Annotated in this window: 21 protein-coding genes; 18 read left to right on the forward strand and 3 right to left on the reverse strand. The window is 63.1% G+C overall.

Translation table 11 applies throughout. The features are described 5' to 3' along the window. From ACOZK4_RS13975 to exoR, 3 genes are all read left to right on the forward strand, one after another. Window positions 1-2,866 (forward strand): valine--tRNA ligase (locus tag ACOZK4_RS13975; protein WP_421592408.1); only part of this gene is annotated, 2,866 nt, incomplete at its 5' end. A 343-nt stretch (window positions 2,867-3,209) separates the two neighbouring features. Next, a complete protein-coding gene (locus ACOZK4_RS13980) occupies window positions 3,210-4,370 on the forward strand; it encodes an OmpP1/FadL family transporter (RefSeq protein ID WP_421592409.1) in 1,161 nt (386 codons plus the stop codon). A 352-nt stretch (window positions 4,371-4,722) separates the two neighbouring features. Further along, entirely contained in the window at window positions 4,723-5,526 is an 804-nt protein-coding gene (gene exoR / locus ACOZK4_RS13985; RefSeq protein WP_421592410.1) for an exopolysaccharide production regulator ExoR, read from the forward strand. A gap of 40 nt (window positions 5,527-5,566) precedes the next feature. On the opposite strand, the gene xth is transcribed toward exoR, so the two are convergent. Then, entirely contained in the window at window positions 5,567-6,370 is an 804-nt protein-coding gene (gene xth / locus ACOZK4_RS13990) for an exodeoxyribonuclease III (RefSeq protein WP_421592548.1), read from the reverse strand. Between the two features lie 84 nt (window positions 6,371-6,454). Next, complete coding sequence (erpA, locus tag ACOZK4_RS13995) at window positions 6,455-6,787, reverse strand: iron-sulfur cluster insertion protein ErpA (protein ID WP_421592411.1); 333 nt, start codon at window positions 6,785-6,787, stop codon at window positions 6,455-6,457. A gap of 218 nt (window positions 6,788-7,005) precedes the next feature. Between erpA and ACOZK4_RS14000 the strand changes: the two genes are divergently transcribed. From ACOZK4_RS14000 to ACOZK4_RS14070, 15 genes are all read left to right on the forward strand, one after another. Continuing rightward, complete coding sequence (locus tag ACOZK4_RS14000; RefSeq protein WP_421592412.1) at window positions 7,006-8,226, forward strand: deoxyguanosinetriphosphate triphosphohydrolase; 1,221 nt, start codon at window positions 7,006-7,008, stop codon at window positions 8,224-8,226. Window positions 8,227-8,292: 66 nt separating this feature from the next. Then, window positions 8,293-10,053 carry an arginine--tRNA ligase gene (argS, locus tag ACOZK4_RS14005; RefSeq protein ID WP_421592413.1) on the forward strand — a complete coding sequence of 587 codons (1,761 nt, stop codon included), beginning with the start codon at window positions 8,293-8,295 and terminating at the stop codon, window positions 10,051-10,053. Between the two features lie 63 nt (window positions 10,054-10,116). After that, entirely contained in the window at window positions 10,117-13,263 is a 3,147-nt protein-coding gene (locus ACOZK4_RS14010; RefSeq protein WP_421592414.1) for an SPOR domain-containing protein, read from the forward strand. 87 nt (window positions 13,264-13,350) lie between these two features. Further along, window positions 13,351-14,370 carry a beta-N-acetylhexosaminidase gene (gene nagZ, locus ACOZK4_RS14015; RefSeq protein WP_421592415.1) on the forward strand — a complete coding sequence of 340 codons (1,020 nt, stop codon included), beginning with the start codon at window positions 13,351-13,353 and terminating at the stop codon, window positions 14,368-14,370. Window positions 14,371-14,444: 74 nt separating this feature from the next. Continuing rightward, window positions 14,445-15,260: a segregation and condensation protein A gene (locus tag ACOZK4_RS14020; RefSeq protein ID WP_421592416.1), complete on the forward strand. Its 816-nt coding sequence runs from the start codon at window positions 14,445-14,447 to the stop codon at window positions 15,258-15,260. Then, window positions 15,253-15,954 carry an SMC-Scp complex subunit ScpB gene (scpB, locus tag ACOZK4_RS14025; RefSeq protein WP_421592417.1) on the forward strand — a complete coding sequence of 234 codons (702 nt, stop codon included), beginning with the start codon at window positions 15,253-15,255 and terminating at the stop codon, window positions 15,952-15,954. The genes ACOZK4_RS14020 and scpB overlap by 8 nt, the downstream gene beginning before the upstream one ends. 160 nt (window positions 15,955-16,114) lie before the next feature. After that, window positions 16,115-17,218 (forward strand): ABC transporter ATP-binding protein, encoded by a 1,104-nt coding sequence (locus ACOZK4_RS14030; RefSeq protein ID WP_421592418.1) that lies wholly within the window; start codon window positions 16,115-16,117, stop codon window positions 17,216-17,218. Window positions 17,219-17,260: 42 nt separating this feature from the next. Then, complete coding sequence (locus tag ACOZK4_RS14035; RefSeq protein ID WP_117371012.1) at window positions 17,261-17,458, forward strand: twin-arginine translocase TatA/TatE family subunit; 198 nt, start codon at window positions 17,261-17,263, stop codon at window positions 17,456-17,458. Window positions 17,459-17,508: 50 nt separating this feature from the next. Next, window positions 17,509-18,135 (forward strand): Sec-independent protein translocase protein TatB, encoded by a 627-nt coding sequence (gene tatB, locus ACOZK4_RS14040; RefSeq protein WP_421592419.1) that lies wholly within the window; start codon window positions 17,509-17,511, stop codon window positions 18,133-18,135. Further along, window positions 18,132-18,962 carry a twin-arginine translocase subunit TatC gene (gene tatC / locus ACOZK4_RS14045; RefSeq protein WP_421592420.1) on the forward strand — a complete coding sequence of 277 codons (831 nt, stop codon included), beginning with the start codon at window positions 18,132-18,134 and terminating at the stop codon, window positions 18,960-18,962. Before tatB ends, tatC begins: the two co-directional genes overlap by 4 nt. Before the next feature lie 63 nt (window positions 18,963-19,025). Beyond that, window positions 19,026-20,309, forward strand: coding sequence for a serine--tRNA ligase (gene serS, locus ACOZK4_RS14050; RefSeq protein ID WP_421592421.1), 1,284 nt, complete (start codon window positions 19,026-19,028; stop codon window positions 20,307-20,309). A 13-nt stretch (window positions 20,310-20,322) separates the two neighbouring features. After that, complete coding sequence (surE, locus tag ACOZK4_RS14055; RefSeq protein ID WP_421592422.1) at window positions 20,323-21,093, forward strand: 5'/3'-nucleotidase SurE; 771 nt, start codon at window positions 20,323-20,325, stop codon at window positions 21,091-21,093. Further along, window positions 21,090-21,746, forward strand: a complete 657-nt coding sequence (locus ACOZK4_RS14060; RefSeq protein WP_298103691.1) for a protein-L-isoaspartate(D-aspartate) O-methyltransferase — start codon at window positions 21,090-21,092, stop codon at window positions 21,744-21,746. Before surE ends, ACOZK4_RS14060 begins: the two co-directional genes overlap by 4 nt. 269 nt (window positions 21,747-22,015) lie before the next feature. After that, window positions 22,016-22,642, forward strand: a complete 627-nt coding sequence (locus ACOZK4_RS14065) for a hypothetical protein (RefSeq protein ID WP_421592423.1) — start codon at window positions 22,016-22,018, stop codon at window positions 22,640-22,642. A gap of 141 nt (window positions 22,643-22,783) precedes the next feature. Further along, window positions 22,784-24,358 (forward strand): peptidoglycan DD-metalloendopeptidase family protein, encoded by a 1,575-nt coding sequence (locus ACOZK4_RS14070; RefSeq protein ID WP_421592424.1) that lies wholly within the window; start codon window positions 22,784-22,786, stop codon window positions 24,356-24,358. A 58-nt stretch (window positions 24,359-24,416) separates the two neighbouring features. On the opposite strand, the gene ACOZK4_RS14075 is transcribed toward ACOZK4_RS14070, so the two are convergent. Then, window positions 24,417-25,028: helix-turn-helix domain-containing protein (locus ACOZK4_RS14075; protein WP_421592425.1), on the reverse strand; the 612-nt coding region annotated here is incomplete at its 5' end.

Here is a 25,028-nt window from a genome sequence, read left to right on the forward strand (position 1 = left end):
GGCGGATGCCTTCCGCGCCGGCGAGGGCGCAAAGCCCGGCGCCGAGACCTTCACCATCGTGATCCCGCCGCCGAACGTCACGGGCTCGCTGCATATGGGCCATGCGCTCAACAACACGCTGCAGGACATCATGGTCCGCTTCGAGCGCATGCGCGGCAAGGACGTGCTGTGGCAGCCGGGCATGGACCATGCCGGCATCGCGACCCAGATGGTCGTCGAGCGCAAGCTCGCCGCCGAAAAGCTGCCGGGCCGCCGCGAGATGGGCCGCGAGGCCTTCATCGAAAAGGTCTGGGAGTGGAAGGCCGAATCGGGCGGCCTGATCTTCAACCAGCTGAAGCGCCTCGGCGCGTCCTGCGACTGGTCGCGCGAACGCTTCACCATGGACGAGGGGCTGTCGGAAGCCGTGCTCGAAGTCTTCGTCTCCCTCTACAAGGAGGGCCTGATTTACCGCGGCAAGCGTCTCGTCAACTGGGACCCGAAATTTGAAACGGCGATTTCCGATCTCGAAGTCGAGAATAAGGAAGTCGACGGCCATATGTGGCACTTCAAGTACCCGCTCGCCGACGGTGCCACCTATACCTATGTCGAGAAGGACGCTGACGGCAACGTCACCTTCCAGGAAGAGCGCGACTATATCTCGATCGCCACCACGCGTCCGGAAACGATGCTGGGCGACGGCGCGGTTGCCGTTCATCCGACGGACGAGCGTTATGCGCCGATCGTCGGCAAGCTTTGCGAAATCCCGGTCGGCCCGAAAGAACACCGCCGCCTGATCCCGATCATCACCGACGAATATCCGGAGAAGGATTTCGGCTCGGGGGCGGTCAAGATCACCGGCGCGCACGACTTCAACGACTACCAGGTCGCCAAGCGCAACAATATCCCGCTCTACCGTCTGATGGACACGCAGGCCGCCATGCGCGCCGATGGCGAGCCCTATGCGGTCTATGCCGCGCAGGCGCTCGAGATCGCCAAGTCCGGCCATGTTCCCGGTGAGGCCGAAGTCGACGACATCAACCTCGTTCCCGATGAATATCGCGGCCTCGACCGCTACGAGGCCCGCAAGCGCATCATCGATGCCATCAATGCCGAAGGCCTTGCCGTCACCGTCAAGGACGCCGAAGGCAACGACATTCCGTATGTCGAGAACAAGAAGGTCATGCAGCCCTTCGGCGACCGCTCCGGCGTCGTCATCGAGCCGATGCTGACCGACCAGTGGTTCGCCGACGCCAAGACGCTTGCCAAGCCCGCCATCGCTTCCGTTCGCGAAGGCCGCACCAACTTCGTTCCGAAGAACTGGGAAAAGACCTACTTCGAATGGATGGAAAACATCGAGCCCTGGTGCATCTCGCGCCAGCTCTGGTGGGGGCACCAGATCCCGGCCTGGTACGGTCCGGATGGCCAGGTCTTCGTCGAAAAGACCGAGGAGGAGGCGCTGCACGCCGCCATTCAGCATTACATCGCGCATGAAGGTCCGTGGAAGGCCTGGGTCGAGGAGAAGCTGGAGAATTTTGCGCCGGGTGAAATCCTGACGCGTGACGAGGACGTACTCGACACGTGGTTCTCCTCCGCGCTCTGGCCGTTCTCGACGCTTGGCTGGCCGGAAAAGACGCCGGAACTAGCGAAATACTACCAGACCGACGTGCTCGTCACCGGCTTCGACATCATCTTCTTCTGGGTCGCCCGCATGATGATGATGGGCTTGCACTTCATGAAGGATGAACTCGGCAACCCGGTCGAGCCGTTCCACACCGTCTATGTCCACGCGCTCGTGCGTGACAAGAACGGGCAGAAGATGTCGAAGTCCAAGGGCAACGTCATCGACCCGCTCGAGCTGATCGACGAATACGGCGCGGACGCACTGCGCTTCACGCTGGCCGTCATGGCCGCGCAGGGCCGCGACGTGAAGCTCGATCCGGCCCGCATCGCCGGCTATCGCAACTTCGGTACCAAGCTGTGGAACGCCACGCGCTTCGCTGAGATGAACGGCGTCGCCTCCGATCCGAAGTTCGTGCCGGAAGCGGCATCGCTGACGATCAACCGCTGGATCCTGACGGAACTCGCACGCACCGCGCGCGACGTCACCGAGGCGATCGAGACATACCGCTTCAACGATGCGGCCGGCACGCTCTATCGCTTCATCTGGAACCAGTTCTGCGACTGGTATCTGGAGCTTCTGAAGCCGGTCTTCGCCGGCGAGGACGAGGCAGCCAAGGCGGAATCGCAGGCTTGCGCCGCTTATGTTCTGGAAGAGACCTACAAGCTCCTCCACCCGTTCATGCCCTTCATGACGGAGGAGCTGTGGGCGCATACGGCGGGCGAGGGCAAGAGCCGCGACAGCCTGATCTGCCACGCCGAATGGCCGGCACCCGCTTACGGTGACGACGCCGCGGCCGACGAGATCAACTGGCTGATCGACCTCGTATCCGGCATCCGCTCGGTCCGCGCCGAGATGAACGTACCGCCGAGCGCCACCGCACCGCTCATCGTCGTCGGTGCCAATGCACTGACCCAGAAGCGGCTTGCAACGCATGACAGCGCGATCCGCCGCCTGGCGCGCGTTTCCGAGATCGGCCTGGAGAATGCGGCCCCCAAGGGCGCGGCGCAGATCGTCGTCGGCGAGGCCACGGCCTGCCTGCCACTCGGCAACCTGATCGATCTCGGCGCCGAAAAGGCCCGCCTCGAAAAGGCGATCGAAAAGGCCAAGGCCGAAGCCGGCCGCATCCAGGGCAAGCTCTCGAACGAAAAGTTCGTTGCCAATGCCAAGCCCGAAGTTGTGGAAGCCGAACGCGAGCGCTTCGGGGAGCTGGAGCAACAGCTCGCTAGCCTCGCCGTAGCACTGACACGGGTCAGCGAAGCCGGCTGATTCCACGTATTGCGTGCGAAAACCACTGCAAAGTCGCGCCGGTACCCCCGGCGCGGCTTATTATTCGTATGGTGGCTGCAAAATTTTCATTGTGGTCGAAATGTGACATGATGTCGCGAATGTGGAAAGTTATTCTCCGGTACACGGATTGATGTTTGTCATTTTGGAATTTCGTTCCGTTCAGCGTGTTTGCTGAGGGGCTTCAGAAAAATCTTACGTAATTTTGTAGTCGCACATCGGAAATCACAGGCAAGAACTGGGGTTTGCCAAGGCGGCGTGCGTCTTCGATAGTCCATGTCGAACATGCGGTGGAGAGGCTGCATATGACATTGGGGGATTATGAATGATCAGCTCGATCTTCAAGAACGGTGTTCTCACCGTAGCGGCATTGGCAGCCTTTGCGAGCGTTGCCCAGGCGGGCGGCTTCGCGCGCGGTGAAGCGGACACGGATATTCTGTTCGACGCCGACGACTACGCGTTTCGGGCAGGGGCGACCTATGTTTCTCCGCGTCGTGAATTCGAGACGACCGGTGGCGTCGCCAACAACGACGGCGTCTATACAGAGGGATATTGGATCCCGAGCATTGCGGCCAAGATCGGCGTCAGCGAAAACTTCGCCTGCGCCCTGACCTACACCCAGCCCTTCGGCGCGCAGGCCAACTATGGCATGGACGCCCGGATGGCGGCCATCGCCAACGGCAACAATCCCTACGGCGAAAAGGGTTTCAAGACCAACGAATACGGCGCGACCTGCGACGTGAAGTTCGATGCGGGCAAGGGCAAGCTGCACCTTCTCGGCGGTATCTTCATGCAGGATTTCTCCTACACGGCGGTCAACGAACTCGACACGATCCTGCCGGGATCGACCCGCCACGGCACACTTCGCCTCGAAGACGACTCGGCCATCGGCTATCGTTTGGGTGCGGCTTACGAAATCACGGAATACGCGCTGCGCGTCTCCTTGATGTACCGCTCCAAGATCAAGCATGAAGCGGACGAAGGCTCCTATGATGTCATGGACCTTGGCTCCATCTTTCTTCCGGCGACCGGCTACGGCACGCTTCCGCAGTCGCTGAAGCTTTCGGCCCAGACGGGTGTCGCCGAGGGCTGGCTGGTCTACGGCTCGGTCAAGTGGACGGACTGGAGCGTTCTCGACGCGCTGAACTACAATATCGGCGGCACGGATTTCCGTGATGCCTATAACTGGAAGGACGGCTGGACCGTTCAGGCGGGCGTCGCTCATGTCTTCACGGAAAAGCTGACCGGCACGGTCAACCTGACCTGGGATAGCGGTGTGGGCACGGGTGCCGATATCAACACCGATACCTGGACCCTCGGCGCCGGTATCCAGGCCAAGCTCGGCCCCGGCGATCTTCGTTTCGGCGGCGGCGTCAGCTACCTGACCTCGGGCAGCCAGTCCGCTTCCAAGGGCGCAAGCTACGACGCGACGGCGGGCGGCGATTGGTCCTACGCCGTCTCCGGCTCCTACAAGATCTCGTTCTGATCGGCGGACCAGAAGCATCGGAAAAAGGCCCGGCGTCATCGCCGGGCCTTTTTTCTTGGTTAACACTTCGTTGAATTGCAGCCCGCCTTCTGGGGAAGCCACAGCGAAGCGTGAAAATATGTGACGGAATCGCAACACATTTTTTTCCAGAGTTTGCTACACCCCTAGGCAAGCGACCAAATGTCCATTTCCCGCCACAAACGGGGCGCAGCGATACGGACATGAAACGCGTGGAACCGCGCTTAAGGAAACGATGAGCCAGCCGATGTCATTGCTGCCGGAAACCCGCACGGACCCCGTGCCTTCCCGGTTTGGCCTATGCCGGAAAGCCAGGCGCGGAATTGTAGAGTCGATGCCGAAGTCCGAGTTGATGCCGATGAAACTATTGGTAATGGGCCTGTGTCTTTCGCTTTCCTCCGGGTTGGCGTCCCAGGCTTTCGCATTTGACACGCAATCCGGCGTCAGCCGGGAAAGCGGTCCCTTCGACCTCTTCAAGTTCGGCTTCTTCTCCTACAAGGAGGGCCGCAAGGGCGATGCCGTCGAGGCCTATCGCTATGCGGCGGAAAAGGGCCATACCGGATCGCGCTGGGCGCTCGCCAACATGTATGCCGACGGCGACGGCGTGCCGGAAAACGATCTCGAAGCCTTCAAGATCTACAGCGAGATCGCCCAGGCCGGCGTGGAGCCGGGCTCGGAAGACACCGGCTACTTCGCCAATGCGCTGATCGCGCTTGCCGGCTACTACCGCCGCGGCATTTCCGACAGCCCCGTCAAGATCGACCTTGCCCAAGCCCGCCAGCTCTATTTCCAGGCCGCGTCCGCCTTCGGCATTCCCGAGGCGCAGTTCCAGCTCGGCCGCATGATGCTTTCCGGCGAGGGCGGCTCCGTCAGCGTGCACCAGGCCAAGAAATGGCTGAACCGCGCCCGTAACAACGGCCATGCCGGTGCGCTGGGCCTTTTCGGCAACATCATCTTCCAGGAAGGCGATACGGCCCGCGGCCTTGCCTTCATGACCGCCGCTCTTGACCATTGCCCGCCGAAGGATTGTGGCTGGTTGCAGGCGACGCAGGAGGAAGCTTTCTCGGTGGCGAGCGAAGAGGACCGCCGCAAGGGCGTGGCGCTCGCACAGAACATCCGCTTCAATTCGGGCGAATAAATCTCTTGAAATCAGGGCAGGGCGCTTGGTCGCCCCGAGGCTACGCTGCCGTCGACAGCGCGTAGTCGAGCACGGCCACGACCGGAACGTGGTCGGACGGCTTTTCCCAGTTGCGCACGTGCTTTTCGACATCCGTCGAGACGAGTCGGTCGGACGCTTCGGCCGACAGCATCAGGTGGTCGATGCGGATACCGTTGTTTTTCGGCCAGGCCCCGGCCTGGTAATCCCAGAACGTATAGAGCGGTGTTGCATCGGATGAGGCGCGCACGGCATCGGTGAGGCCAAGATTTTCCAGCCGGCGGAAAGCCTGGCGGGTCGGCGGCAGGTAGAGCGCGTCGCGTTCCCAGACTTTCACGTCCCAGCAGTCGTGCGGCTCGGGAATGACATTGTAGTCGCCGGCTAGGATCAGCGGTTCCTCGAGCGCCAGCCGGTCCTCGGTAAAGGCGACGAGACGATCCATCCAGGAGAGCTTGTAGGGATACTTGACCGGATCTTCAGGCGGATTGCCGTTCGGCAGGTAAAGGCAGCAGAAGCGGATCGCGCCACCCTCGACGGAAAATACGCCCTCGATGAAGCGGGACTGTTCGTCGCCCTCGCCACCGGGCAGGCCGCGGTTCACTTCATCGGGGCGGATCTTGGAGAGCAGCGCGACGCCATTGAAACCCTTCTGGCCATGCGTCTCGATATGAAAGCCGAGCGCCTCGATCTCGGCGCGCGGAAAGCCCTCGTCGACCGTCTTGATTTCCTGCAGGCCGACGATATCGGGGTTCGATTCCTTCAGCCACGCGACGAGATTGTCGATGCGCGCCCGCACGCCGTTGATGTTCCAGGTGGCAATCTTGATCGGCATGCGGGGTTCCTGTGAGATCAGAGCAATTCCAGCAAAAATGTGTAGCGGTTTTGCGTCCGGAATTGCGGAAAAGATTGCTTAGATCGAGAAGCTGGTGCCGCAGCCACAGCTGGCGACGGCGTTCGGGTTCCTGATCTGGAAGGACTGGCCAAGAAGGTTGTCGATGAAATCGATCTCCGACCCGTCCATATAGACGAGCGAGAGCTGGTCGATCAGCACCTTGGCATTGTCCTTTTCGAGCACCATGTCGTCGTCCTGCTGGTCCTCGACGAGGTCGAATTTATAGGAAAAGCCGGAACAGCCGCCACCTTCGACGGAGACGCGCAGCGCCTGCTTTTCGGGGGCCGAGCCCAGGATCGATGCGATGCGCCGGGCGGCGGCATCGGAGATGGTAACGGACTTGTCGGTCATGTCTGCCTCCTGCCGGGGTCAAGATCCGGAGAGAATCGCTTTCTTGGAAGACGGCGACGGCCGGGCCGTCATGCATCCCGCTGCTGTAAGCCATTCAGACAAATCTCTGAAAAGATTTGTTTTTCAAGCTTTGCTTGCAGCCGGACTTGCCGCTGTGCACACTATAGGTATGAAGGCATTGAGGCCGCGTCAATGGGCGGCGTGACGGCAGGTGACGAATGACGTTTGACAGACATGCGCTTGGGTTCGGCGCCGGGCAACGGGCGATCTATGCGTCCGACCCCTGGGCGACGCGCGGACGGCTTCATGCCGAGAGCGATAGTCCCACCCGCTCGGACTTCCAGCGCGACCGCGACCGCATCGTGCACACCACCGCCTTCCGGCGCCTCAAGCACAAGACGCAGGTCTTCATCGCTGCCGACGGAGACCATTATCGCACGCGCCTGACGCATACGATCGAGGTCGCGCAGATCGCCCGCGCGCTGGCGCGCGCCCTGAAACTCGACGAAGACCTCGCCGAGGGCGTGGCGCTGGTGCACGATTTCGGCCACACGCCCTTCGGCCATACCGGGGAGGACGCGCTGGACGCGGTGCTGAAACCCTTCGGCGGCTTCGACCACAATGCCCAGTCGCTGCGCATCGTCACCAAGCTGGAGCGGCGTTATGCGGAGTTCGACGGGCTGAACCTGACATGGGAAAGCCTGGAAGGGCTCGTCAAGCACAACGGCCCGCTGATCGGCCCGACCGGCGAATGCACCCATGGCGAGGACGTGCCGCGGCCGATCCTCGAATATTGCGCTATGCACGATCTGGAACTTGGCAGCTTCGCCAGCATGGAGGCGCAGGTCGCGGCAATTGCCGATGATATCGCCTATAACACCCATGACATCGACGACGGGCTGCGCTCCGGCTACCTCACCTTCGAGATGCTGGAGGAGGTGCCGTTCCTCGCCGGGCTGATGAAGGAAGTCTCCGACAAGTACCCGGGCCTGGAAGCGCCGCGCTTCACGCACGAAATCATGCGACGCCAGATCACCCGCATGGTCGAGGACGTCATCGGCTACGCGCAGGCGGCCATCCGCGAGGAGCGGCCGGAGAGCGCGCAGGACGTGCGCAAGGCGCATCGCTGCCTCGCGACCTTCACCGAGGCGATGTCGGTGACGGACAAGCAGATCAAGAAGCTGCTGTTCTCGCGCATCTACCGCCATCCCGACGTGATGCGCGTGCGCGCCAATGCGGCCGAGATCCTGACGGACCTCTATCATGTCTATATGGACGACCCGCAGCTCATGCAGGGGCACTATTGGGTGGACCGCATCGCCAGCATGCCGGAATCGGCGCGGGCCCGCCATGTCGGCGATTATCTCGCCGGAATGACCGACAACTACGCGGTCGACACGCACCGACGGCTGTTTGACCATACTCCGGATTTGCGATAGTCACCCGCCGAACCGAACTTCTTCGCAGGAATGGCCATAAATGGCCGCCGCGAGCGGATGGATGAGATGAACCTTTTTACAGACTTCGATAGCAGAATCAAAAACGTACTCGAAGGACTTGAGATCGTGCGCGAGAAGCGCGCCGATGTTGATTTCAGTCGTATCAGCGTCGAACCGCCGCGTGATGCCAGCCATGGCGACGTCGCGACCAATGCGGCCATGGTGCTGGCCAAGCCGCTCGGCCTCAATCCACGCGCGCTTGCCGATCTCATCGTCGCCGAACTGAAGAACGATCCCGAAGTCGCCGATGTCAGCGTCGCGGGCCCGGGCTTCATCAATGTGCGCCTGTCCGTGCCCTATTGGCAGAAGCTGCTGGCCGCCATCGTTTCCGAAGGCACCGATTACGGTCGCGGCTCGCTCGGCGCCGGCCGCAAGGTCAATGTCGAATATGTCTCCGCCAATCCGACCGGCCCGATGCATGTCGGCCATTGCCGCGGCGCCGTCGTCGGCGATGCGCTCGCCAACCTGCTGGCCTTTGCCGGCTATGCGGTGACGAAGGAATATTACATCAACGACGCCGGCTCGCAGATCGACGTGCTGGCGAAGTCCGCCTTCCTGCGCTACCGCGAGGCGCTCGGCGAGGTGATCGGCGAAATCCCGTCGGGCCTCTATCCGGGTGACTATCTCGTCCCGGTCGGCGAAGTGCTGGCTGCCGAACACGGCACGACCCTGCGCGCCATGTCGGAAGCGCAGTGGATGCCGATCGTCAAGGAAAAGACGATCGAGATGATGATGGCGATGATCCGCGAGGATCTGGCCGCCCTCAACGTCAAGCACGACGTGTTCTTCTCCGAGCGTTCGCTGCATGCCAGCAATGGCGCGCCGATCCGCACCGCCATCAACGACCTGACCTTCAAGGGCCATGTCTATAAGGGTGTTCTGCCGCCGCCGAAGGGCCAGTTGCCGGAAGACTGGGAAGACCGCGAGCAGACGCTGTTCCGCTCCACGGAAGTGGGTGACGATATCGACCGCCCGCTGATCAAATCGGATGGCTCCTACACCTATTTCGCGGCCGACGTCGCCTATTTCAAGGACAAGTACGACCGCGGCTTCGACGAGATGATCTATGTGCTCGGCGCCGACCACGGCGGTTACGTCAAGCGCCTGGAAGCGGTCGCGCGCGCCGTGTCGGAAGGCAAGGCCAAGCTGACGGTGCTGCTGTGCCAGCTGGTGAAGCTCTATCGAGACGGCGAGCCGGTAAAGATGTCGAAGCGCTCCGGCGACTTCGTCACGCTGCGGGATGTCGTCGATGAAGTCGGCCGCGATCCGGTGCGCTTCATGATGCTCTATCGCAAGAACAGCGAACCGCTCGACTTCGACTTCGCCAAGGTGACAGAGCAGTCCAAGGACAACCCGGTCTTCTACGTGCAGTATGCCCATGCGCGCTGCATGTCGGTGTTCCGCCAGGCGGCCGAGGCCTTCCCGGGGCTCGACATCGGCGCGCTCGATCTCGCCGGTGCGATCAAGGGCAATATCGCCGATCCGAGCGAGCTTCAGCTTCTCGCCAAGCTTGCAGAATATCCGCGTGTCATCGAGGCGGCGTCACTGGCGCAGGAGCCGCATCGCATCGCTTTTTATCTCTATGATCTTGCCAGCGCGTTCCATGCGCATTGGAATAAAGGCAAAGAACAAACGGAATTACGGTTTGTTAACGATAAAAATAGAGAATTGAGTATCGCCAGACTTGGGCTGGTGCACGCTGTTGCCTCTGTTTTGAAGTCCGCCCTTGCCATTACAGGCACGGCAGCACCGGACGAGATGCGATAACGTCACCATTTGCCCACAATAAGCTGGCAAACGCGACTTTGTAGCTTTTGAGTGGGAAGCAGTATGGCAGACAAGAACTTCGCGCGAAGCGGAACCGCGGACACGGATCTCTTGGCGGACGATGATCCGCTGAGCGAGCTTGCCCGTCTCGTCGGCTATGAGCCGCGTCCGGTCAAGGATGTGGCACAGACCCATGTCAAGTCCTCCTCGGAGCCTCTCGATAGTGTGCCAAGACGGGAAAATCCCGTCCTGGCCCTTGAGGATGAGCTCATGCGCGCTTTCGAGCAGTATGATGCGCCGAGCCGCGCTGCGGAAAAGCCTGCCGCCCGTCCTGTCGAGCCTGTCTTCGAAGAGGCTGTGCCGGTTGTGGAAGACCGTGCCGCCATCATCGATGAAGCGCCGGTGCGCCACAACGCAACGCCGGTTGCCGCGCATCGCGAGCCGTCCTTCGCCGAAACCGTCTTCGAACAGCCCGTAGAAGCGGAGCCGGTTTTCGAGGCCGACTCGTCGCTTCTGCTCGCCGATGAGCTGGAAGCCGCCGTCAACGAAGTGCCCGCCATCGAGGCCGAGCCGGTGGTTCATACCGGCCGTCAATTCGCCGACCGCTTCGAGCCGCGCTTCGAGACGCCGGTTCGTCAGGAACCGGTTGCGGATGTAATGCCTGTCAGCCGGTCCGCGTCCGAGGCGCGCCAGCCGGAATTCCTCGGCTTCCAGCCGATGCCCGCGGATGACGTCCGCATGGACGATCTGAGTGTGGATCTGGAGCGCGAGCTGGAACTTTCGATCGGCGACGGCTTTGCCGACGATCTCGTTGCCGACCTGCACCCCGTCGCCGAGGCGACGTTTGTCGAGCCGCAGCCTGTTGTCGTCGAGACCGTCGAGAGCAATGCCGAGCCGACCTTCCAGGAGCTGATTTCGGCGGAAGCGGAGGCGGAGCCGTTCCAGGCCGAGACTTCCTATGCCAAGGACGAGCCGCATTTCGTTGCCGATCTCACCTTCGACAGCCGTGAAGAGCGTGCCCGTGTCGCTGCTGAAGTGGAAAGCCAATGGCAGGCGCAAGAGCCTGTCTTCGATGCGGCGCCGGACTATCGCGTCGAATCCGTCGAAACTGTTATCGATGATCGCGACGCCCTGCTGGCCGACGTGGAGCGTTTCCCGGTTCCGGAGGCGCGTACGCCTTTCACGGGCGAATCGCGCAATCCTGCCAACATCGCCTCGATCTTCGGCCGTCGCGCGACGCCGACGGTGAACCAGCAGCGTGATCCGGTTATGTCCGCGATCGCGACGCCGGTCGTCCAGAAGCCGGTCGAGAAGGTCGAGCCTGCACCGGTCGCAGAAATCCGCCCCGTTGTCGAAGCCCGTCCGGCTGCTGTTGCCGAGCCGGAAGTCGACTTCGAATCGATGGAGTTCGATCTTTCGGATATCGAGCTCGACCTGTCTGATATCGTGCTGGATGATGTTCCGGCAAAGGTTGAAGCGAAGCCCGCTGTGGTCAAGCCCGTCGACGCGAAGCCGGTCGAAGTGAAGGCTGCTGTCGCAAAGCCCGTCGAGGTCCAGACGCCGGTCCGTCGCGAGCCCGCCGTTGCCGTGCCGGTCTCCACCTATACTGCGGTCCCGCAGCCCGTCGTCGCCGAGATGGCGGATGGCTCGCTGCCGTTCGATCCGACGATGATCGCCGATACCGACGAGGGAGTGTCTCCGGTCACCGAACTCGACGTGCCGCAGCTGCCGGTCATCGAGAAGGAAAAGCCGCCGGTCGTCCAGCCGGATTACGAATTCGACATCGATGCCGAGATGGCCCAGCTCTTCACCGAGCCTGCTGCCAAGCCGACGCGCCGCGAAAGCCTGCAGGCCGGTGTCGCTGCCGGTGCGGTTGCCGCTGCCGCCCAGCCGGTCGCGCAGATGAACGATGTCGACGATTTCGAGCGCGCGCTGGAAGAGGATTTCCGCCGCTCGCTCAGCCAGCCCGAGCGCATGGCGATCCCGGTCGATCCGGGCCAGGCGACCCAGCTCTACAGCGGCGACGGCTATGATGACGAGCAGTCGCGCCCGCGTCGCGGTCTGCTGATCGCCGCGTCGATCGCCGGTCTGCTGTTGATTGGCGGCGGTGGCGTCTATGCCTGGAGCGCTTTCACCGGTGGTGGCGCGGCCGGCTCGGGCGAACCGCGCGTCATTCTCGCCGACAAGGATCCGGTCAAGGTCGTGCCCGCCGAAAAGGGCGGCAAGACCGTGCCCAACCAGGACAAGGCAGTCTACGACCGCGTTGCCGGCGACAATGCCAGCACGCCGCAGCAGGAACAGCTCGTCACCTCGACGGAAGAGCCTGTCGATGTCGTGCAGCGCACGCTCACGCCGGAAGCCCTGCCGGATGACGGCGTCGATACGCCCGCCACGGCCGAAGACGACAGCAACCGCCTGCTGCCGGGTGTCGACGAGCCGGAAACGGCGACCGCCGACGGCAAGCCGCTCGTCTCGCCGCGCAAGGTCAAGACGATGATCGTCAAGCCCGACGGCACGCTCGTCGCCCGCGAAGACATCGTGAGCGAGCCTTCGAGCGAAACCGCCGGCCTCGATGCCAAGGCGACGGCAACGACGGCCGCCACGTCGGGTGAGGCCTCCGCGACCGCCAATGCCACCCTCGACGCCGACGCCTCGCTGCGCGCCGAGCAGAATGCGACGGACGGCCAGCCGCGCTCGGCGCTCGCCGAAGTGGCGACCGCTGAAGTCGACGACACCGCACCTGTGCGCACCGTCAAGACGACGACGATCGGTGCGACGGCCGGCACCACGACCGAGGGCACTTCGACTGACGGCAAGGCGCCGGTTCCGGTCACCCGTCCGGTCGACCAGCCCGTCACCGTTGTCGGCACCGTCACGGAAAACGGCAATGTTTCCGGCACGGAAACCGCATCGGCGACGCAGACCCAGCAGACTGCGGAACAGACCCAGGTCGCGGCCGTCGCGCCCGGCAGCTACGTCATCCAGATCGCCTCGGTACCCTCGGAAGCGGATGCGCAGAAGACCTACAAGAACCTGTCGTCGAAGTTCGGCAGCGTCATCGGCGGCCGCGGCGTGGATATCAAGAAGGCGGAAATCCCCAACAAGGGCACGTTCTTCCGCATTCGCATCCCGGCCGGCTCGCGTGAAGAAGCAAACGCTCTGTGCAGCCGCTATAAGGGCGCCGGCGGCAGCTGCCTGGTCACGCGCTGAGGTTAAGACCAGATTTTTGGAAGGCGCGGGACGAGTTCCGCGCCTTTCTTTTTGCCCATCCAACGCCAAACCGCTGAGATTGCCGACATGAGCGAATCGAAATCCTTCATTTCGGGCTGCAAGGGCCTGAGCCTCACCGACGACGAAAAGGCCTTCTTCCGCAGCGAGCGGCCCTGGGGCTTCATCCTGTTCGGCCGCAATATCGGCGATCCCGCCCAGGTCGCGCATCTGACGGCGGAAATGCGGGACTGCATCGGCGGCGGCAGCGATATTCCCGTGCTGATCGATCAGGAAGGCGGCCGCGTCCAGCGCATCAAGCCGCCGCATGTCCAGCAATATCCGAATGCCGCCGCACTCGGCGCCATCTACCGCGCGGATGCGGAAAAGGGCTTGCGCGCCGCCTGGCTGATGTCGCGCCTGCACGCGTTCGATCTCTACCGTCTCGGCATCAATGTCGATTGCCTGCCGGTGCTGGATGTCGCCGTGCCCGGCGTGCACGACGTCATCGGCAACCGCGCCTACGGTCAGGAGCCGGAAATCGTCTCGGCGATGGGCAAGGCGGCGGCCGAGGGCCTGAAGGCCGGCGGCCTGCTGCCGATCATGAAACACATGCCGGGCCACGGCCGCACCATGGTCGATTCCCATCACGACCTGCCGGTGGTGCATGCCAGCCGCGCAGAGCTCGAAGCCTGCGACTTCGTGCCCTTCCGCCGCATGAAGGACGAGCTGATGGGGATGTCCGCCCATATCGTCTTCACCGCGATCGACGCGGACAATCCGGCGACGACCTCGGCCAAGGTGGTGCGCGAGATCATCCGCGGCCATATGGGCTTCGATGGCCTGCTGATGTCCGACGACGTGTCGATGAATGCGCTCAAGGGCGATATTGCCGAAAGAACTCGGGGAATCATCGCCGCCGGCCTCGACATGGTGTTGCATTGCCATGGCATCATGGACGAAATGATCATGGTGACCGAGAATGCGCCGCCGCTGGCGGGTGAAAGCCTGCGGCGAGCGAAGGCGGTGCGTGCAGCCTTCACGACGCCCGACGGGGCGGACGAACAGGCGCTGCGCGAAGAGTTCAATGCCATGATCGCGGTGTCCTGAAGGCGCTGCAAAGGAGTAGCGTGCAGGGACCGACAGGCAAGTCACAGAAGAACGGCCGCGGCGCGGGAGCGCCGATGGATGATCTGTGGCAGGATGCCGGCGAGGAGCGGGGGCTTTCGGAAGAAAGCCTCGTCGTCGATCTCGCCGGCTTCGAAGGGCCGCTCGATCTCCTGCTGCATCTCGCCCGCACGCAGAAGGTGGACCTCACCCGCATTTCTGTTCTGGCGCTCGCCGAGCAGTATCTCGCCTTCATTGACAAGGTGCGAAAGATCCGCATCGAACTCGCCGCCGACTATCTCGTCATGGCGGCGTGGCTGGCCTATCTCAAATCGCGTCTTCTTATCCCCAAACAAGCCAAGGACGATGGCCCCTCGGGCGAGGAAATGGCGGCAAGCCTGGCCTTCCGCCTCAAGCGGCTGGAAGCGATGCGCGATGCCGCGACGCGCCTCGTCAACCGCAACCGCCTCGGCCGCGATGTCTTTGCCCGCGGCATGCCGGAGCATATTCCAACCGAACGGCGCTCCGCTTTCGAAGCCTCGCTCTACGACCTGCTCAACGCCTATGCGTCGCTGCGCCAGCGCCATGCGATCACCCAGGTGACGATCGAGAAGCGCACGGTCTGGTCGCTGTCCGATGCGCGCGAAATCCTGTCGCTGCTCGTCGGCGGCTTTGCGGATGACGACTGGACGTCGCTCGACCATTTCATGCTGCGCTACCTGACCGATCCGACCGAGCGCACGACGGCGATCGCCAGCGCGTTTGCGGCAACGCTGGAACTCGTGCGGGAAGGGCGCCTGGAGCTTCGTCAGGACGGCGTGTTCCAACCGATCTATCTGCGCCGCGGCCCAAAGCCCGATGGCAACGACGAGGGGAACGCCGATAATGGCTGATGGGAACGACGATGGGGAGGGCGGCACGATCGTCGATCCGCGCCGGCTGCATGAGGCCGCGCGCATCGCCGAGGCGCTGGTCTTTGCTTCCGCCGGGCCGGTGTCGCAGAGCTACATCGCCGATCGCCTGCCGCGCGGCGTCGACGTGCTGCATGTCATGCGCGAGCTGAAGGGCCTGTATGCCGGGCGCGGCGTCAATCTCGTGCAAGTCGATGACGGCTGGGCTTTCCGCACGGCGCCGGACCTGTCCTTTGTCATCCGCACCGACGAGACGGAGGTGCGCAAATTGTCGCGCGCCGCCCTCGAGGTGCTGTCGATCATCGCTTACCACCAGCCGGTCACCCGCGCCGAGATCGAGGACATCAGAGGCGTGCAGACCTCCAGAGGTACGCTCGACGTGCTGATGGAAGCGGGTTGGGTGCGGTTTCGCGGCCGCCGCCGCACGCCCGGCCGCCCCGTCACCTTCGGCACGACACGCGACTTCCTTGACCATTTCGGCCTGGAGGAACTGCGCGACTTGCCCGGTCTCGAAGAATTGAAGGGCGCCGGTCTTCTTTCCGGCCGCATTCCCTCCAATTTTCAGGTACCTCTGCCGCTCGGCGAGGACGAACTGGCAGAGGACGAGGATCCGATTACCCAGCTCGACCTGGAAGAACTCGGTCTCTTGACACCGGGCGGGAAAGAAGACGAATAGGCGACGCTTATGGGCTGGCACCGCGGTTTCTGAAGCGCCTTGCGCGGGATGTTGCGGGAAAACAAACAGCGGGATGCGCTCCTGCGGTAAGCAGAATAAGAAGCGCTTGTTCGGGCAGGACTGTAGCCGGCCCGAACGGTGACAGGGAAAGATTTTGGCAATGGCTTCGGACCCCTCGGGCTCCAGCGATATCGAGACGAGACGGGCATCGGCGGTAACCTTCGCCGCGCGCCTTGCCTTCGAAGACATCCACCATAGCTACCAGAACAAGCAGACGATCCGTGGCATCTCGCTGACGGCCGAGCCCGGCGAAGTGCTCTGCCTGCTCGGCCCCTCCGGCTCCGGCAAGACGACGCTGCTGCGCATCGCCGCCGGCATCGAAGTGCAGACGGCGGGTCGCGTCCTTCTCAACGACCGCGAGATCGCAGGCCCAAGCACCTTTCTGCCGCCGGAGCGGCGCGGCGTCGGCCTGATGTTCCAGGATTTCGCGCTCTTTCCGCATATGTCGGTGCTCGACAATGTGCGCTTTGGCTTAACGGCACTGCCGCGCGCCGAAGCGGAAGCCGAGGCCGAGATCGCGCTGGAGCGCGTCGGCCTTTCGCATTATGCCCAAAAGTTTCCGCACATGCTGTCGGGCGGTGAGCAGCAGCGCGTGGCGCTGGCCCGTGCGCTCGCGCCGCGCCCCTCCGTGTTGTTGATGGACGAGCCGTTTTCCGGTCTCGACTCGCGCCTGAAGGATTCCATCCGCGCCGATACGCTGTCGATTTTGCGCCAGTCCCGCGCCAGCGCCATCGTCGTCACGCATGATGCCGAAGAGGCGATGCGCATGGGCGATCGGATCGCGCTTCTCAAGGACGGGTGTCTCGTGCAGGTCGGCACGGCGGAGGAGCTTTACCTTCACCCGAAGGATATCTTTGCCGCGGCGTTTTTCTCTGAGATCAACGAATTTCCGGGACATGTGCGCGGCGGCATCGTGGAAACGCCGCTCGGCAATGTGGATGGCAGCCGCTTCCGGGATGGGCAGAAGGTGCATGTCGCCGTGCGCCTCTCCGGGATTCGGGTTCTGGAGACGGGCGGCGAAATTCCGGCGCGCATATTGTCGCGGCGGTTTCTCGGCGTCGTGGAGCTGCTGAACCTCGCCATACCGGGCACGGACCGGCCTATCCGGGCCCGTGTGCGGGCAGACCAGCTGGCCGCCGGATTGCGTGACGTCACGCTTTCGGCTAACCAGCGGGATATTCTAGTGTTTGAAAAAAACAGCTGAACGTCTTACATCGGGGTAAGGGTTCGTAAGGGAGTTAGGAAAATGGGTTCTTTCAGCATCTGGCATTGGCTGATCGTTCTGGTGGTTGTGCTGCTGCTGTTCGGCCGCGGCAAAATCCCGGAACTGATGGGCGACGTTGCCAAGGGTATCAAGAACTTCAAGAAGGGCATGTCCGACGAGGAGGCCGCTGCCGCCGACCAGGCGAAGACGGTCGATCACAAGGCCGACGAGGTCAAGTGACCGGCATCCGGCCGTGGACCGCTGGTTACGGCCTATGAGGACAGTTTTCTATGCTTGATGTCGGCTGGACCGAGATACTCGTCATCGCCATCGTGCTGATCATTGTGGTGGGTCCGAAGGACCTGCCGCAGATGCTCAGGACGTTCGGCCGCATGGTCTCCAAGATGCGCGGCATGGCGGGCGATTTCCGCCAGCAGTTCGACGAGGCGCTGCGCGAGGCCGATCTCGACGATCTGCGCAAGACTATCGGTGAAGCGCAGAAGCTCAATCCGCTCAACACCATCCGGGATGCGGTGAACCCGCTGCGTCAGGTGGGCGACGATCTGAAGGCCGACCTGCACAAGGCGACCAGCTCCGTCACCACGCCCACGTCTTCGGCCAATCCGGCCGAGAGCGTGCCCAGCGCGCCCCTCGCCGTTCCGTCCGAGGGGGCGAAGCCCGCTTCCGCCGAACCCGTCGCCGCCGTTCCCCTCAAAACCGGTCCGGTGAGCAAGACGGCGAAGAAGAAGGCAGTTGACGACAGTGCCAAGGTGGCAAAGCCGCGCAAGGCGGCCGTAAAGGCTGAGGCCGAGCCGAAGAAAGCTACCGCCAAAGCACCGGCTGCCAAGAAGGCGGCTCCGGCCAAATCCTTGACGGCAAAAACCAAGACTACGAAGACCAAGAAGGGCGAGGCATGAGCGGCGATATTGACGACAAGCCACAGCCGCTCATCGAGCATCTGATCGAACTGCGCCGCCGTCTGCTCTGGGCCGTCGGTGCGTTTTTCATCGCCTTCCTGGTCTGCTTCTATTTCGCCAAGCAGCTTTTCAACTTGCTCGTCCTGCCCTTCAAATGGGCGGTGGAATGGGCGGGGCTGACGCACCGCAATGTCGAGCTGATCTATACGGCGCCGCAGGAGTTCTTCTTCACGCAGATCAAGGTCGCCATGTTCGGCGCCTTCGTCATCGCTTTTCCGGTCATCGCCCAGCAGGTCTACAAATTCGTCGCGCCCGGTCTTTACAAGAACGAGCGCGCCGCGTTCCTGCCGTTCCTGGTCGCTTCGCCCATCCTGTTTCTGATCGGCGCCGCGCTGGTCTATTTCTTCTTCACGCCCATGGTCATGTGGTTCTTTCTCGCCATGGAGCAGGGCGGCGGTGAAGGCCAGGTGTCGATCCAGCTTCTGCCGAAAGTGTCCGAATATCTCAGCCTCATCATGTCGCTGATCTTTGCCTTCGGCCTGGTGTTCCAGCTTCCGGTGATCTCGTCGCTGCTGGTACGCGCCGGTTTCATCACGTCGCAGACGCTGAAGGAAAAGCGCAAATACGCCATCGTCATCTCCTTCGTGGTGGCTGCCGTTTTGACGCCGCCCGATCCGGTTTCCCAGATCGGCCTTGCACTGCCGGCCATCCTTCTCTACGAGATTTCCATCTATACGGCCCGACTCATCGAACGGCAGCGGGCGAGCGTCTCGAACGCGCAGGATGCGGAAAACGAGGTCGCTGCAACGCAGGCCGAAGCCGACTGAGGCTTCGCCGGCGGGTCGCTGCCGGGCGGGATGGGCTCCATCCACGCAACGCCTGGAACGACAATGCTTGATATCAAATGGATCCGCGACAACGCTGCCGCTCTCGATGCCGCTCTGGCAAAACGCGGCGCGAGCCCCCTTGCACAGTCCCTGATCGAACTCGACGAGAAGCGCCGCAGCGTCATCCAGAAGGCGCAGGACATGCAGTCGCGCCGCAATGCCGCCTCCAAGGAGATCGGCGCGGCAATGGCCGCCAAGAACGGCGAGCTTGCCGACAGGCTGAAGGCCGAGGTTTCGGCCATCAAGGACCAACTCCCGGCCGCCGAGGAGGAAGAGCGCCAGGTCACGGCCGAGCTCAACGACGCCCTGTCGCGCCTGCCGAACATCCCGTTTGACGACGTGCCGGTCGGCTCGGACGAGACCGGCAATGTGGAAAAGCACAAATGGGGCAGCAAGCCCGGCTGGAACCACAAGCCGCTGGAGCATTACGAAATCGGCGAAGCGCTTGGCTACATGGATTTCGAAGCTGCCGCCAAGATCGCCGGTTCGCGTTTCACCGTGCTGAAGGGCCAGCTTGCGCGTCTCGAGCGCGCTCTCGGCCAGTTCATGCTGGATGTACACACCGGGGAACATGGCTATACGGAAGTGCATGCGCCGCTGCTGGTGCGTGACGATGCCATGTTCGGCACCGGCCAGCTTCCGAAATTTTCCGAAGACCTGTTCCGCACCACGGACGGCCGCTGGCTGATCCCGACGGCTGAAGTCTCGCTCACCAATCTCGTGCGCGAAGACATTCTCGAACAGGAAAAGCTGCCGCTGCGCTTCACCGCGCTGACGCCGTGCTTCCGTTCCGAGGCCGGCTCCTCGGGCCGCGACACGCGCGGCATGCTGCGCCAGCACCAGTTCATGAAATGCGAACTCGTCTCGATCACCGATGCCGAAAGCGCTGTCGACGAACACGAGCGCATGACGGCCTGCGCGGAGGAAATCCTCAAGCGTCTCGGCCTGCATTACCGCGTCATGACGCTCTGCACCGGCGACATGGGCTTTGGCGCCCGCAAGACCTATGATCTTGAAGTCTGGCTGCCGGGACAGGATACGTTCCGCGAAATCTCGTCCTGCTCGGTCTGCGGCGATTTCCAGGGCCGCCGCATGAATGCGCGCTATCGTGGCAAGGACGACAAGGCGACGAAGTTCGTGCACACGCTGAACGGCTCGGGCACCGCCGTCGGCCGCGCGCTGATCGCCGTTTTGGAAAACTACCTCAACGCCGACGGCTCGGTCACCGTGCCGGAGGTCCTGCTGCCTTACATGGGCGGCCTGACGAAGATCGAGAAGGCCGCCTGAGGCGGAGCACCGGATGCGCATTCTGCTGACCAATGACGATGGTATCCACGCCGAAGGCCTCGCGGCCCTGGAGCGGATTGCCCGCGAACTCACCGATGACGTCTGGATCGTGGCCCCGGAGACGGACCAGAGTGGCCTTGCGCATTCGCTGACCCTTTCGGAGCCGCTGCGTCTGCGCAAGATCGACGAAAAGCGTTTCGCCCTGCGCGGCACGCCGACGGACTGCGTCATCATGGGCGTGCGCGAAGTTCTGGACAGGAAGCCGGACCTCGTTCTGTCCGGCGTGAATGTCGGCGCCAACATGGCTGATGATGTGACCTATTCGGGTACGGTCGCCGGCGCCATCGAGGGCACGCTGCAAGGCATCAAGTCCATGGCGCTGAGCCAAGCCTACAACCATGCCGGCGGCCGCGTCGTGCCGTGGGAAGTCGCCGAAAGCTTTGCGCCGAAACTCATTCGCCAGCTGATGGATGTGGAACTGCCGGACTGGACGTTCTTCAACATCAATTTCCCGAACTGCGCACCGGCAGACGTACAGGGCGTCGAAGTCACGGCGCAAGGCAAGCTCGATTTCGGTTTGACGATCGAGGAACGCGCCGATGGTCGCGGCTTCCCCTATTACTGGCTGCGCTTCGGCGAGCGGAAGGGCGATTTCCGCGCCGGCACGGACATTCATGCCGTGAAGAACCACAAGATCTCTGTCACGCCGCTCAAACTCGACCTGACGGATTATTCCGTGCTCGACCGCGTGCAGCGCGCGCTCAACGGTGGAGACGCGGATTGAGCACGGGGCGGGTGATCGAGAAGGAAGGTTTTGCGGCTCTGGCGCTGCGTCTGCGCGGGCAGGGCATCAACAATATCGAGCTTCTGACCGCTGTCGAACAGACGCCTCGCACGCTGTTCGTGCCGCCGCAATTTGCCGGCGAAGCCTATTCGCGTCGCGTGCTGCCGCTCGATTGCGGCTCCTTCATGGAGGGCATCGACCTCTCGGTGCGCATCCTGCATCTCCTGAATCTCAAGGCCGGCCAGCGCATTCTCGAAGTCGGCACCGGCAGCGGCTTCACCGCCGCCGTCATGGGCCGCATGACCGAGCGTGTGCTGACCGTCGATCGCTACCGCACGCTCGTCACGAACGCTCAAGCCTCCATCGACAAGGCGGGCATCCGCAACGTCATCGTGCGCCAGGCCGATGGCAGCAACGGCATGCCGGGCGAGGGGACCTTCGACCGCATTCTCGTCACGGCCGCATTTCCGGCCCTGCCACGCTTCTTCGCCGAACAGCTCGTCTCCGGCGGCATGCTCATTGCGCCCGTCATGGTCAGTGAAACCGAGTGCCGCATGCTGAAGCTGGTCAAGACCGGCAGCCGGTTCGATCGTGAGGACCTCTTCGAGGTGCCCTACCTGCCGATCGTGCCCCAGATGGCGCAGGCTCTCTAAGCCCGCCGCAATCTCTTCCGAAATCAATATTTTGCGGCTTAGCGGGCCTTTGCCCGCTGAGTCTTGCGGTATTTCTACGGCAAGACGGGGCTCTCGTTGCAGCCTGTCACACGCGACGCGTGAATTCCCTCTGCAAATACAGCGCGTTAACCATTTGTTAACTTTGGTAAGCTTCGCGCAAGCTTCGGGGCGTAGGCCGGTAACGAAGCACAAATTCCACGCAGAACGCCGGTTTTCCAGTGGTTTCCGAAGTTCCGATGGAGAGGGCAATGTACGTTTCGAACAGGATCGCCAGCAGCTCGACCAATGACGGCCTCGCCTATCTCGCGACGAAGGCTGCGGGTAAGCCTGCCGAAGAAGTCGCTGAGGCCGCATCGACCGCGCATCTCGCCGGCGGCAGCTATGATCCGTCCGCCCATGTCGGTCTGTCCGTCGATGCGCTGCTCGTGCTCAGCGTCGCCAAGGAAGAGGCGGCTTACAGTCAGCCGTCGCTGACGGAAGCCGAGCGTAACAATCTCGACACGTCGGAGCTGGAAAAGCGCGAATATGCGGCTTACGGCCACTTCCTCGAGGAAGGCGACCGCAAGGGCTACTACCGCGCCTATATCGAATATTTCGACAGCATGCCGGCCGAAGACCAGCGCAGCGGCCGCTATGCCGGTACGCGCGAACCTGCCGTCTCGGCGCTCCGCGCCATCGCCTACAATGAAAGCGCCCTCGACATGACGGCGCCGGATGCCGCTCTAGAGAATGCGACCGCCACCGGTGACCGCAGCCAGCGCCGCGCGACGCCGATCTCGGCGATCTTCCAGCCGAGCGCTGGCGACTACGAGAACGTCGCCCGTGTCTCCGGCCGCATCTCGCGCGCCGACAGCATGTACGCCACCGGCTTCTGAGCTTCGGCTGGCTGCCACGCTGCGCCGCCATGGTTATCAATTCATCAAAAAAACGATGCGGATAGCCCGGCTTTAACCGGGCAGTAACTCTAACGCGCTTTAATCGGCCTACATCAAGTAGCGTACCGATTGGGTAGTCTCATGCGTAAGAGTGTATCGCCGAGTTTTGGTAGGACAGCGACCCGTCTGATGGCGGCCGCCCTGCTGGCCAGCGTTGCGACCGGGTGCAGCTCGGACGTTTCCCGTTTTGGCGGCCTCTTTTCCAGCTCCGGTTCTGACAATATCACCACGAATTCGGTTCCGCGCCGCACGCTTCTCGGCGGCGATCCGGTTCCGCGCGGCACGGTGGGCAACGGCCAGGTGGCGCAGGTCAATCCGATGGGCGGTTCGCGCGACGAAGCACTGAACCAGCCGTTCCCGGATCAGGGCAACGTCTCCTACGATCCGATCAATACGTCGACGACGAACGGCTCCGGCACGCGTCTTGCGACGACGCCGATGACTGTCCAGCGCGGCGAGCTTTCCGACCCGACGGCCGGCGCCCGTGCCGACGCCGAGCGTGACGTCGCGATGGCGCAGGAACTGCCGCAGCGCAAGGCGAAGGCCATCGTCGACGAGGCCGATGCCACGACGAAGACCGTCAAGGGCAAGGCTGGCTGGTCGACGAACAACGCGCCCGTCGTCATGCTGCGCCAGGGCGAAAGCGTGAAGACGCTCGCCAACCGCTACGGCGTGCCGGAAAAGGAAATCCTTGCCGCCAACGGCCTGAAGCGTTCCTCGGATGCCGAGCCGGGCCAGAAGATCGTCATCCCGACCTTCTCGACGACGGCAAGTGCCGCCAAGGCTTCGACGGATCACACGCTGAAGGTCGATGGCAAGCTGCCGACGCCGGAGCAGAAGGGCGAGAAGAACGTCGCCATCCTGCCCGGCACCTCCAGCCGCGACAAGCAGAAGTCGGAGAACGGCCAGACGACCTCGAACGTCGCCGATGCCGGCGAAGGCAATGGCAAGGGCGGTTACGAAGTGCAGCCGGGCGATTCGCTCGCCAAGATCGCCCGCAGCAACGGCGTTTCGGTCGATGCGCTGAAGAAGGCGAACGGGCTCGATACGGCATCCATCCGCATCGGCCAGAAGCTGGTGATCCCGGCTGGCGGCGCCGTCGTGGCCGAGAAGGTCACCACCGACAAGACGACGACGGCCTCGGTTCCGGTCAACAAGGAAAAGAAGGTCGAGACGGCTGAGAAGAAGCCGGAAGCCTACAAGGCGCCGGTGAAGACGGTTTCGGTCACCGAAGCGACGGAAAAGTCCGACGTGACGGATGACGCTCCCGAATCGACCGGCATCGGCAAGTATCGCTGGCCGGTGCGCGGTGCGGTCATTGCCGGCTACGGTGCAAATGTCGATGGCAACCGCAATGACGGCATCGACATTTCGGTTCCCGAGGGCACGCCGATCAAGGCCGCTGAAAACGGCGTGGTCATCTATTCGGGCTCGAGCCTGAAGGAACTCGGCAACGCGGTTCTCGTGCGCCACGATGACGGCACCGTCACGGTCTACGGCAATGCCGGCGGCCTGAACGTCCAGCGCGGTCAGAAGATCCAGCGCGGCCAGACGGTTGCGACATCGGGCATGAGCGGCAACGCCACCCGTCCGAAGGTTCACTTCGAGGTGCGCAAGAACGCCACCCCGGTCAACCCGATGACCTTCCTGGAATAGGCGGGGCCGGATATCAGGATGAGATAGTGCGGGCGGCCTCTGGCCGTCCGTTTGCGTTTCACGACCGGCTTGCGGCCTGCCGCCCGAAGGCTTCGCGATAGGCGGCCGGCGTCGTCGACAGATGCAGGCGGAAATGATGGCGCAGCGTGCCCGTCGTGCCGAAGCCCGAGAGATCTGCGATCTCCTCGACCGACGCATTGGTCTCTTCCAGCAGGTCACGCGCCTTGCCGAGGCGCTGGGCGAGCAGCCAGCGGGCCGGCGTCATGCCGGTGGCCGATTCGAAGCGGCGCAGGAAAGTGCGGTCGCTCATGCCGGCGCGGCGGGCGAGGGCGGCGACCGTGTGGTCGGCTCCAAGATCCTCGCGCATATGATCGAGCAGTGGCCCGAGCCGGCCGCTCTCATGCGTGCGCGGCACGACCTGGCGGATGAACTGCGCCTGGCCGCCATCGCGGTGCGCCGGCATGACGAGGCGCCGGGCGACGAGATTGGCCGCCTCCGTGCCGAAATCCCGGCGAATGAGATGCAGGCAGAGATCGAGCCCCGCCGCCGTACCCGCCGAGGTCAGCACGCTGCCGGCATCGACATACAGCACATCCGGCGTCACCGCGATGGCGGGAAAGCGCGCCGTCAGCGTATCCGTATAGCGCCAATGGGTCGTGGCGCGCCGGCC

It is taken from the genome of Shinella sp. M27 (genome assembly GCF_049199905.1).
In the GTDB taxonomy this organism is placed as follows: domain Bacteria; phylum Pseudomonadota; class Alphaproteobacteria; order Rhizobiales; family Rhizobiaceae; genus Shinella.

What these genes read in the sequence shown, in the direction of transcription:
- ACOZK4_RS13980 (WP_421592409.1), top strand. Translation starts at nt 3,210, where the DNA reads ATGATCAGCTCGATCTTCAAGAACGGTGTTCTCACCGTAGCGGCATTG.
- exoR (WP_421592410.1), top strand. Translation starts at nt 4,723, where the DNA reads ATGCCGAAGTCCGAGTTGATGCCGATGAAACTATTGGTAATGGGCCTG.
- erpA (WP_421592411.1), bottom strand. Translation starts at nt 6,787, where the DNA reads ATGACCGACAAGTCCGTTACCATCTCCGATGCCGCCGCCCGGCGCATC.
- ACOZK4_RS14000 (WP_421592412.1), top strand. Translation starts at nt 7,006, where the DNA reads ATGACGTTTGACAGACATGCGCTTGGGTTCGGCGCCGGGCAACGGGCG.
- argS (WP_421592413.1), top strand. Translation starts at nt 8,293, where the DNA reads ATGAACCTTTTTACAGACTTCGATAGCAGAATCAAAAACGTACTCGAA.
- ACOZK4_RS14010 (WP_421592414.1), top strand. Translation starts at nt 10,117, where the DNA reads ATGGCAGACAAGAACTTCGCGCGAAGCGGAACCGCGGACACGGATCTC.
- nagZ (WP_421592415.1), top strand. Translation starts at nt 13,351, where the DNA reads ATGAGCGAATCGAAATCCTTCATTTCGGGCTGCAAGGGCCTGAGCCTC.
- ACOZK4_RS14020 (WP_421592416.1), top strand. Translation starts at nt 14,445, where the DNA reads ATGGATGATCTGTGGCAGGATGCCGGCGAGGAGCGGGGGCTTTCGGAA.
- scpB (WP_421592417.1), top strand. Translation starts at nt 15,253, where the DNA reads ATGGCTGATGGGAACGACGATGGGGAGGGCGGCACGATCGTCGATCCG.
- ACOZK4_RS14030 (WP_421592418.1), top strand. Translation starts at nt 16,115, where the DNA reads ATGGCTTCGGACCCCTCGGGCTCCAGCGATATCGAGACGAGACGGGCA.
- ACOZK4_RS14035 (WP_117371012.1), top strand. Translation starts at nt 17,261, where the DNA reads ATGGGTTCTTTCAGCATCTGGCATTGGCTGATCGTTCTGGTGGTTGTG.
- tatB (WP_421592419.1), top strand. Translation starts at nt 17,509, where the DNA reads ATGCTTGATGTCGGCTGGACCGAGATACTCGTCATCGCCATCGTGCTG.
- tatC (WP_421592420.1), top strand. Translation starts at nt 18,132, where the DNA reads ATGAGCGGCGATATTGACGACAAGCCACAGCCGCTCATCGAGCATCTG.
- serS (WP_421592421.1), top strand. Translation starts at nt 19,026, where the DNA reads ATGCTTGATATCAAATGGATCCGCGACAACGCTGCCGCTCTCGATGCC.
- surE (WP_421592422.1), top strand. Translation starts at nt 20,323, where the DNA reads ATGCGCATTCTGCTGACCAATGACGATGGTATCCACGCCGAAGGCCTC.
- ACOZK4_RS14065 (WP_421592423.1), top strand. Translation starts at nt 22,016, where the DNA reads ATGTACGTTTCGAACAGGATCGCCAGCAGCTCGACCAATGACGGCCTC.
- ACOZK4_RS14070 (WP_421592424.1), top strand. Translation starts at nt 22,784, where the DNA reads ATGCGTAAGAGTGTATCGCCGAGTTTTGGTAGGACAGCGACCCGTCTG.